Source organism: Sphingopyxis sp. Root1497, from assembly GCF_001427085.1.
Lineage (GTDB): Bacteria > Pseudomonadota > Alphaproteobacteria > Sphingomonadales > Sphingomonadaceae > Sphingopyxis.
In genome coordinates this window covers 309,832-319,236 of sequence record NZ_LMGF01000001.1, presented here as the reverse complement: position 1 = coordinate 319,236, position 9,405 = coordinate 309,832, and the positions used below count along the sequence as shown (strand labels likewise).

At 67.3% G+C, this 9,405-nt stretch carries 5 protein-coding genes and 1 pseudogene; 4 read left to right on the top strand and 2 right to left on the bottom strand.

Annotated elements, in window-relative coordinates; all coding sequences use genetic code 11:
* Positions 1–7: 7 nt before the first annotated feature.
* The gene (locus tag ASD67_RS01440) at positions 8–592 is read right to left on the bottom strand and encodes a TetR/AcrR family transcriptional regulator (RefSeq protein ID WP_056342174.1); all 585 of its coding nucleotides are present in this window, start codon (positions 590–592) and stop codon (positions 8–10) included.
* Positions 593–744: 152 nt separating this feature from the next.
* On the opposite strand from ASD67_RS01440, the gene ASD67_RS01435 reads away from it, so the two are divergent.
* From ASD67_RS01435 to ASD67_RS01425, 3 genes are read left to right on the top strand one after another with little or no spacing between them, the layout of a single operon-like run.
* The gene (locus ASD67_RS01435; RefSeq protein ID WP_056342171.1) at positions 745–1,914 is read left to right on the top strand and encodes an efflux RND transporter periplasmic adaptor subunit; all 1,170 of its coding nucleotides are present in this window, start codon (positions 745–747) and stop codon (positions 1,912–1,914) included.
* Complete coding sequence (locus ASD67_RS01430; protein ID WP_056342169.1) at positions 1,911–5,111, top strand: efflux RND transporter permease subunit; 3,201 nt, start codon at positions 1,911–1,913, stop codon at positions 5,109–5,111. The genes ASD67_RS01435 and ASD67_RS01430 overlap by 4 nt, the downstream gene beginning before the upstream one ends.
* Positions 5,111–6,520, top strand: a complete 1,410-nt coding sequence (locus ASD67_RS01425) for an efflux transporter outer membrane subunit (protein ID WP_056342166.1) — start codon at positions 5,111–5,113, stop codon at positions 6,518–6,520. Before ASD67_RS01430 ends, ASD67_RS01425 begins: the two co-directional genes overlap by 1 nt.
* 100 nt (positions 6,521–6,620) lie before the next feature.
* Here ASD67_RS01425 and ASD67_RS01420 read toward each other — a convergent pair whose 3' ends face one another.
* Positions 6,621–7,589 (bottom strand): NAD(P)H-dependent flavin oxidoreductase, encoded by a 969-nt coding sequence (locus ASD67_RS01420; protein WP_056342164.1) that lies wholly within the window; start codon positions 7,587–7,589, stop codon positions 6,621–6,623.
* A 66-nt stretch (positions 7,590–7,655) separates the two neighbouring features.
* Between ASD67_RS01420 and ASD67_RS23900 the strand changes: the two are divergent.
* Positions 7,656–9,405: pseudogene (locus tag ASD67_RS23900) on the top strand (N-acyl-D-amino-acid deacylase family protein); the annotation flags it as partial.

Sequence of the window (9,405 nt, the reverse complement as noted above, 5' to 3'; positions counted from 1 at the left end):
GGAACGCTCAGCAGGTCAGCGCCGCCGCGAACAGGCAGCGGAAGCGTTCGGCGCATTCGGCGACATCGTCGTCGTCGCCGGTAAAGCCGTCGACCATCATGATCGTGCGCAGCACCCCGATCCCCATCAGGATCGCGAGCAGCATGTTCGCGCGCAATTCGCCCTGCTCGCCGCCGATGAGCTCGGTGAGCGGGTCGAGGACATCGCGATGGACGAACTCGCGGATGATTTCGCCCGCCTTGGGCGACGAGGCCGAACGGAGCATGATGATGAACATCTCCATCCGCTTCTGCAGGTCCTCGCCGGCGTCCTCGACGACAAGCTGCGCGAGGAAGCCGGGGAGTTCGGCGACGCTTTTCGGCTCGAAAAATATCCTGGGCTTTTCTTCGTCGGCGACGACCTCGCGGAACAGCCCCTCCTTGCCGCCGAAATAACGGCTGATCAGCGCGACATCGACCTTTGCGTCGCCGGCGATGTCGCGCAATCCGACGCTGTCATAACTTTCGCGCAAAAAGCGTTGGTGCGCCGCAGCGAGAATCGTCGCGCGGGTGGCGACCGCGTCGCGTTTCCTGATGATGATATCTCTCTCCATGATTCTTTCTTATCGACGCTGAGAATTAAATCAACACCTGTTGACTTAGCCGCCAACGCAGATTAGTCGGCAAAGTCTGGCATCGCGTGGCGCCTCCCCCCTCCCTGCCGCGCGATGCCGGACCGCCCTGAAAAAAAGAAAAGATACGAGCCATGACCTTGCGCCTTTCCCTCGCGCTTTCGATTCTGCTGTCGCTGACTCTCGCCGCCTGTTCGGGCGCCGACGACGCTCAGGGCGGCCCGCCCCAGCTCCCCGTGACCGCCGCCGCGCCGCTGGTCCGCGAAGTGACCGAATGGGACGATTATGTCGGCCGCTTCGAAGCGGTCGACAGCGTCGAGGTCCGGCCCCGCGCCTCGGGCTATCTGCAGCGCGCCCATTTCACCGACGGCCAATATGTCCGCGCCGGGCAATTGCTGTTCACCATCGACGCGCGCCCGAGCCAGGCCGCGCTCGACCAGGCCCGTGCCCAGCTTGCCCGCGCGCAGGCGACCCTCGCCAACGCCCGCACCGAACTCGCGCGGTCGACGACGCTCGCCGCATCGCAGGCGGCGAGCCAGGAAGAAGTCGAGCAGCGCCGCTCCGCCGTCCGCACCGGCGAGGCCGATGTCGCCGCCGCCAATGCCGCGATTCGCGCCTCGGCGCTCAACGTCGGCTTTACCCGCGTCACCGCGCCGATTTCGGGCCGCGTGTCGCAGCGCCTGGTCGATCCGGGCAATTCGGTGATCGCCGACCAGACGATCCTGACCACCATCGTGTCGACCAGCCCCATCCATTTCAGCTTCCAGGGATCGGAGGCGAGCCTGCTCGAATATGAGCGTCGCGGCGACACGCTGCAGAATGCGCCGGTGCGCATCAAGCTGCAGGGCGCCGACGATTACGCCATCAACGGCCGCATCGATTTTGTCGACAACGCACTGTCGAACGGATCGGGCACGATCGCCGTCCGCGCGGTCGTCCAGAACCCCGACGGCAAGCTGCGCCCCGGCCTGTTCGGCCAGCTCCAGCTCGCCGCCTCGGCGCCGCGTCCGGCCTTCCTGCTGCCCGACACCGCGATCGTCACCGACGGCGCGCGCCGCGTCGTTTACGTCATCGGCCCCAAGGATGTCGTGCAGGCCCGCCCGGTCACCCTCGGCCCTGTCGTCGACGGGCTGCGCGTGATCAAGACCGGCGTCACCGCGAAGGACCGCATCATCGTCGGCGGCCTCCAGCGCGCGCGGCCGGGCCAGCCCGCCAAGGTGCAGGCCGGGACGATCGCGGCTGACGGCAAGGTGCTGACGGCCAAGGTCGCGCCCGCCGCGAAGGGCGGGGCGAACAGCAAGTGAATATCAGCCGCTTCTTCGTCGACCGCCCGATCTTCGCGGCGGTCATCGCGATCTTCATCACGCTGATCGGCGCCTTCGCCTATCCGCAGCTTCCGCTCGCCCAATATCCGGAGATCGCGCCGCCGACGATCAGCATCACCGCCGCCTATCCCGGTGCCTCGTCCGAAACGATCGCCGAAACGGTCGCCTCGACGCTGGAGCAGGAGATCAACGGCGTCGAGAATATGCTCTATATCCAGAGCAGCTCGACGCAGGGCGCCGCGCAGATCACCGTGACTTTCGAACCCGGCACCGACCTCGATGCCGCGCAGGTGCTGGTCCAGAACCGCGTCGCGCTCGCCGAGCCGCGCCTGCCCGAACAGGTGCGCCAGATCGGCGTGCAGGTGAACAAGCAGGAATCGGGCTTCCTGATGATCGTCGCGCTGACCTCGACCGATCCGGCGATCGACACCGACTATGTCGGCAACTACGCCAATTCGACGCTGCGCGACCGCCTGCTCCGCCTCGAAGGCGTCGGCGGCGTCCAGATCTTCGGCGGCGGCTATTATTCGATGCGCGTGTGGATCGACCCCGACAAGGCCGCGGCGCGCAACCTGACCGCGCCCGAAATCGTCGCCGCGCTGCAAAGCCAGAATGTCCAGGTCGCCGGCGGTTCGGTCGGCGCCCCGCCCTATGGCAAGGGCAATCCGGCGTTCGAACTGCCCGTCGAAGTCCCGGGCCGCCTCGTCACCCCCGACCAGTTCGCCAATGTCGTGATCAAGACCGACACGACGAACGGCGCGATCACGCGGCTGAAGGATGTCGCGCGCGTCGAGCTCGGCGCGCAGGATTATGGCGTGCGCGGCGTGTTCAACGGCCGCGAAGGCGTCGGCATGGCGGTGATCCAGCAGCCGGGTGCCAATGCGCTCAACGCCGCGAACCTCGTGCTCGAGGAAGTGAAGAAGGCCTCGGCCGACTTCCCCCCGGGACTCGAATATGAAATCCCCTTCAACCCGACCGAATATGTTCAGGCGTCGGTGACCGCGGTGCAGGAAACGCTCGTCGAGGCGATCTTCCTCGTCGTGCTCGTCGTGCTCGTCTTCCTGCAGACCTGGCGCGCCGCGATCATCCCGATCGTCGCGATCCCGGTGGCGCTCGTCGGCACCTTCGCGGTCCAGCTCGCGCTCGGTTTCTCGATCAACTCGCTGTCGCTCTTCGCACTGGTGCTCGCGGTCGGGATCGTCGTCGACGACGCGATCGTCGTCGTCGAGGCGGTCGAAAAGCATATCCGCGAAGGCCTCAGTCCGCGCGAAGCCGCGCACCGGACGATGGAGGAAGTGTCGGGCGCGCTGATCGCGATCGGCCTCGTGCTCGTCGCGGTGTTCGTGCCGACCGCTTTCGTCCCCGGCATCCCCGGCATCTTCTATCAGCAGTTCGCGGTGACGATCGCGGCGGCGACGGTGTTTTCGCTGCTCACCTCGCTCACCCTCTCGCCCGCGATGGCGGCGCTGCTGCTCAAGCCGCACGAGGCGCATCATGAGGAGCCGAAGAACAAGCTGATGCGCGTGGTCCGCCGCGCGGCGGACAAATTCAACAGCGGCTTCGACAAATTGTCCGACCGCTATGGCCGCACCACCGCCACGCTGGTGCGCAAGGGCGGATTGATGCTCGCCATCTATGCCGTGCTGCTCGCGGCGACCGGCTGGCGCCTCGCCGACACGCCGACAGGCTTCATTCCCGACCAGGACCAGGGCGTGCTGATCGGCGTCGTCCAGCTGCCGCCGGGCGCGTCGCTCGACCGCACCAGCGAAGTCCTCGCCCGCGCCCAGCAGGAAGTGAAGAAAGTGGGCGGCGTCGCCAGCATCGCGACCTTCTCGGGCCTCGACGGATCGAGTTTCTCGACCGCGTCGAACGCCGGCACGATGTTCATCCGCCTGACCGACTGGGGCGAGCGCGGCAGCAAGCTGTCCGCGACCGCATTGTCGCAGCAGCTGTCGGGCGTGCTCGCCAATGCCCTGCCCGAAGCCAACGCCTTCGTCATCGCACCGCCCGCGGTGCAGGGGCTGGGCAACGGCAACGGCTTCACGATGATGATCCAGGCCCGCAGCGGCGAAAGCTACAAGGAGCTCGAACAGGCCACCGGCGCCATGATGGGCGGCGCGGCGCAGATGAAGGATGTGCAGCAGGTCTTCTCGCTGTTCAACACCGGAAGCCCACGCATCTTCGCCGATGTCGACCGCGACAAGGCGCAGATCCTGGGCGTCGATCCGAGCCAGGTCTATGCCGCGCTCGGTACCTATCTGGCGTCGACATACGTCAACGACTTCAACTTCCTCGGCCGCACCTTCCGCGTGACCGCGCAGGCCGAACCGACCTCGCGCGCCAGCATCGAGGATGTCGGACGGCTGCAGGTGCGCTCGACCTCGGGCGAGATGGTGCCCCTGTCGTCGGTCGCGACCTTCCGCGACGACAGCGGCCCGACGCGCGTCGTGCGCTATAACCTGTTCCCCGCGGTCGAACTGCAGGGACAGGCGGCGCCGGGCGTGTCGTCGGGTGCGGCGCTCGCCGCGATGGAGGGGCTTGCCGACAAGACGTTGCCGTCGGGCTTCGCCTATGAATGGACCGGCCTCGCCTATCAGGAAAAGGCGGCGGGCGGCGGCGCGGTGCTGATCTTCGGCCTCGCGGTGGTGTTCGTCTTCCTCGTGCTCGCGGCGCAATATGAATCGCTGCCGCTACCGCTCGCGGTGATCCTGATCGTACCGATGTGCATCCTCGCGGCGATGCTCGGCGTCAACCTGCGCGGGATGGACAATAATATCCTGACGCAGGTCGGTCTGGTCGTGCTCATCGCGCTCGCCGCGAAGAATGCGATCCTGATCGTCGAGTTCGCGAAACAGGCCGAGGAACAGGACGGGATGAGCACGATCGACGCCGCGGTCCACGCCGCACGCTCGCGCCTCCGCCCAATCCTGATGACCAGCTTCGCCTTCATCTTCGGCGTCGTGCCGCTGGCGATCGCGAGCGGCCCGGGACAGGAGATGCGGCAGGCGCTGGGCACCGCGGTGACCTTCGGCATGCTCGGCGTGACGATCTTCGGACTGATCTTCACCCCGCTCTTCTATGTCCTCTGCCGCAAGCTCGGCGACAAGGCGACCGCCTTCGCCCGCCGCGACCGCAAGCAGAAACAGCCGGACACCAGCCCGGCGGAGACCCGCTAATGACCCGCAACCTGATCCTTGCCGCCGCGAGCATGCTGGCGCTGTCGGCCTGTACCGTCGGCCCCCGCTATGTCTCGCCGGTTCCCGCGGCGCCGTCGCAGGCGCCCTTCCTCGAAGCCGGCAAGTCGCCCGCCTTCAGCGGCGAACAGCCGCCGGGTCCATGGTGGAGCCTGTTCGGCGACCCGTTGCTCGACCAGCTCGTCGGTGAAGCGCTCACGGCGAACACCGATCTTCGCGTCGCCGCCGCCAATCTGGCGCAGGCGCGCGCGGTACTGCGCGAATCGCGCGCCGGCCGCCTGCCGACAACGACGGTGGGCGCCGGCGGCACCTATGCGCGCCAGGCGAACCCGCTCGGCGCCGGCTCGATCGAGGGCGACAGCTATGACGTCGGGCTCGACATCGGCTATCAGGTCGACCTGTTCGGCCGCGTCGAAAGCGCGATCCGCGCTAGCCGCGCCGACGCCGATGCGGTGCAGGCGGCGTTCGACCTGACCCGCATCACCGTCGCCGCTGAAACGACGCGCGCTTACACCGACGTCTGTTCGTTCAACCGCCAGATCGCGGTTGCCGAGGATACGCTGCGCATCCAGCAGCAGACCTTCGACCTCACCCGCCGCCTGTTCGAGGGTGGCCGCGCGACGCGGCTCGAGACCGGACAGGCGGGTGCGCTGCTCGAACAGACGCGTGCGACGATCCCGACGCTGACCGCGCAGCGCGCCGCCGCGCTCTATCGCCTCGCGGTGCTCACCGGCAAGCCGCCCGCCGAAGCGCCCGCTGCCGTGCTCGCCTGCCAGGCGCCGCCCGAATTGAACCGCCCGATCCCCGTTGGCGACGGCGCTTCGCTGCTGGCACGTCGCCCCGACATCCGCCGCGCCGAGCGCCAGCTCGCCGCAGCGGCGGCGCGGGTCAATGTCGCGACCGCCGATCTGTACCCGAGCATCAGCCTCGGCGGCTCGGTCGGCTCGACCGCCAGCTCGATCTCGGGACTCGGCAAGTCCGACGGCTTCCGCTTCTCGCTCGGCCCGCTGATCTCGTGGAGCTTCCCGAACATGGAGGTCGCGCGGTCGCGGCTGAAACAGGCCGAAGCCGGGGCCGATGGCGCGCTCGCAAGTTTCGACGGCACCTGGCTGACCGCGCTGCAGGAAAGCGAAAGCGCGCTCGCCAATTATGCGGGCGAACTCGACCGGCTCGCAGCGCTGCGCCGCGCGGCGGCCGAGGCCGGCGACGCCGCCCGCATCGCGCGGCTGCGCTATCAGGCGGGACGCGAGAATTTCCAGGTCGTGCTCGATGCCGAGCGGACGCTGGCATCGATCAACGCGAGCATCGCCCAGTCCGAACAGACCCGCGCGACGAACCTCGTCTCGCTGTTCCTCGCGCTGGGCGGCGGCTGGCAGGACGGCGGCGCCTAATCAATCTTCGTCATTGCGAGCGGAGCGAAGCAATCCAGAGCAAGCGTAAACCGCTCTGGATTGCCGCGTCGCCTTCGGCTCCTCGCAATGACGAAGAATATTACCCCGCGATCTTCGCCCGAACTTCCTCGGCCTGACGCATGATATTCGCGACCAGCTCGGCGCAGGTCGGGATGTCGTGGATCAGCGCCTGGCTCTGGCCGCTGGTCCAGATGCCGCCGTCGACGTCGCCGTCGCGCAACACATTTTCGCGCCCGCGCACCCCCGCCATCAGATGCTTCACATCCTCGAAACTCTTGGTCGGGTCGCGCTGGATCTCGGCGACCTCGACCGACACCGCGTTCTTCGCGACGCGCGCGGTGTTGCGCAGGGTGCGGCCGACGAGCACGGTGTCGGTCTCGGTCGCGTCGACGATACGCTGTTTCACATTCTGGTGGATCACGGCCTCGACCGTCGCGCAGAAACGCGTGCCCATGTTGACCGCGTCGGCGCCGAGCGCCAGCGCGGCAATGATGCTGCGCCCGTCGGCCATGCCGCCCGAGGCGATGATCGGGGTATCGGGCAGCGCGTCGACCGTCGCGGGGAGCAGCACGACGAGGCCGACATCGTCCTCGCCGGGGTGCCCGGCGCATTCGAAGCCGTCGATGCTGATCATGTCGACGCCCTTTTTCACCGCCGACACCGAGTGGCGCACCGAGGTGCATTTGTGGATCACCGTGACCCCGGCGTCCTTGAAGGCCGGCAGATGATCGGTCGGGGCGCGGCCCGCGGTTTCGACGATCTTGATGCCGCTGGCGATGATCGCCTCGCGATATTCGTCATAGGGAATGGGGTTGATCGACGGCAGCAGGGTCAGGTTCACCCCGAACGGCTTGTCGGTCAGCTTGCGGGTCGCCTCGATCTCGTCGAACAACGCCTGCCCGGTCGGATACATATGCGCGGTGATGAAGCCGAGCGCGCCGGCATTGGCGACGGCCGCGACGAGTGGGCCATAGCCCACGCCGGTCATGCCGCCCATGATGATCGGGGTTTCGATGCCGAACTTCTCGGTAATGCGCGTCTTGATCAAAGCTTCCTCCCATCGGTTTTGTTGCGAAACCCTTGGCGCGCGGGCTGGCGGCGATCAAGCCCGATAATGCGCATGGCCAAGTGCATCTTGCTCGGGCAGGATATGCCCTCGGCGGCGAACAGGAGACGGGACATGGCGGGCAGGCAGAATATCGGACGATCGCTCGTCCTCGTCGCGAGCTGGATCGCGCTGACCGCCGCGAGCGCCGAACCCGCCTATGACGTCGTGATCCGCGGCGGCACGATCTACGACGGGTCGGGCAAATCCCCCCTCACCGGCGACGTGGCGATCAAGGACGATCGCATCGTCGCGGTCGGCAAGGTCGAGGGCAAGGGTCGCAGCGAGGTGTCCGCCAGCGGCATGGCGGTCGCGCCGGGGTTCATCAACATGCTGAGCTGGGCGACCGAATCGCTGATCGCCGACCCGCGCAGTCAGAGCGATCTCCGCCAGGGCGTGACGCTCGAGGTGATGGGCGAAGGCTGGTCGATGGGGCCGATGAACGCGACGATGAAGGCGCAGGAGACCGAGCGCCAGGGCGATATCAAATATGCCATCGAGTGGACCAGCCTCGGCGATTATCTGACGTATCTGGAGAAGCGCGGCATCGCGCCCAATGTCGCGAGCTTCGTCGGCGCCGCGACGGTGCGTATCCATGAACTGGGCGAAGACGATGTCGACCCGACCCCCGAGCAGCTGGCGCGCATGCAGGCGCTCGTGCGGCAGGCGATGGACGAGGGCGCGCTCGGCGTCGGCAGCTCGATCATCTATGCCCCCGGCTCCTATGCCGAAACCGACGAGCTGGTCGCGCTGACCAGCGAGGCCGCGAAATGCGGCGGCATGTATATCAGCCATATGCGATCCGAGGGCGACCGGCTCGAGGAAGCGGTCGACGAACTGATCGAGATTTCGCGTCGTTCGGGCGCCCCCGCCGAAATCTATCACCTCAAGATGGCGGGCCGCGACAATTGGGGCAAATATGATTCGGTCGTGAAGAAAGTCGAGGCGGCGCGCGCTGCGGGCCAGCGGATCACCGCCGACATGTACACCTATACCGCCGGCGCGACCGGGCTCGACGCCGCGATGCCGACCTGGGTGCAGGCGGGCGGACTCGAAGCGTGGATCGAGCGGCTGAAGGACCCCGCGACCCGCGCGCGCGTCGCCGCCGAAATGCAGAAGCCGGGGAGCGACTGGGAAAATCTCTTTTACGGCGCGGGCGCCGACAAGATGATCCTGTCGGGCTTCAAGAGCGACAAGCTCAAGCCGCTGACCGGCAAGACGCTCGCCGAAGTCGCGGCGATGCGCGGGAAGAGCCCCGAGGAGACCGCGATGGACCTGGTGGTCGAGGACGGGTCGCGCGTCGGCACCGTCTATTTCCTGATGTCCGAGGACAATGTCCGCAAGCAGGTCCAGCTGCCGTGGATGAGCTTCGGGTCCGACGCCGCGTCGCAATCGGCCGAGGGGGTGTTCCTGAAATCGGGGTCGCACCCGCGCACCTATGGCAATTTCGCGCGGCTGCTCGGCCGTTACGTCCGCGACGAGAAGCTCATCCCGCTCGAACAGGCGGTGTACCGGCTCACCACCCTGCCCGCGACCAACCTCGGGATCGCCGAACGCGGGGCGCTGAAGCCCGGCTATTATGCCGATGTCGTGATCTTCGATCCCGCCAAGATCGCCGACCGCGCCACCTTCGAAGCGCCGCACCAATATTCGGTCGGGGTGCGCGACGTTTTCGTCAACGGGGTCGCGGTGCTCAAGGACGGCGAGCCGAGCGGCGCCACCCCCGGGCGTGCGGTGCGCGGCGCGGGCTTCGGGAAAT

What these genes read in the sequence shown, in the direction of transcription:
- ASD67_RS01425 (WP_056342166.1), top strand. Translation starts at nt 5,111, where the DNA reads ATGACCCGCAACCTGATCCTTGCCGCCGCGAGCATGCTGGCGCTGTCG.
- ASD67_RS01440 (WP_056342174.1), bottom strand. Translation starts at nt 592, where the DNA reads ATGGAGAGAGATATCATCATCAGGAAACGCGACGCGGTCGCCACCCGC.
- ASD67_RS01435 (WP_056342171.1), top strand. Translation starts at nt 745, where the DNA reads ATGACCTTGCGCCTTTCCCTCGCGCTTTCGATTCTGCTGTCGCTGACT.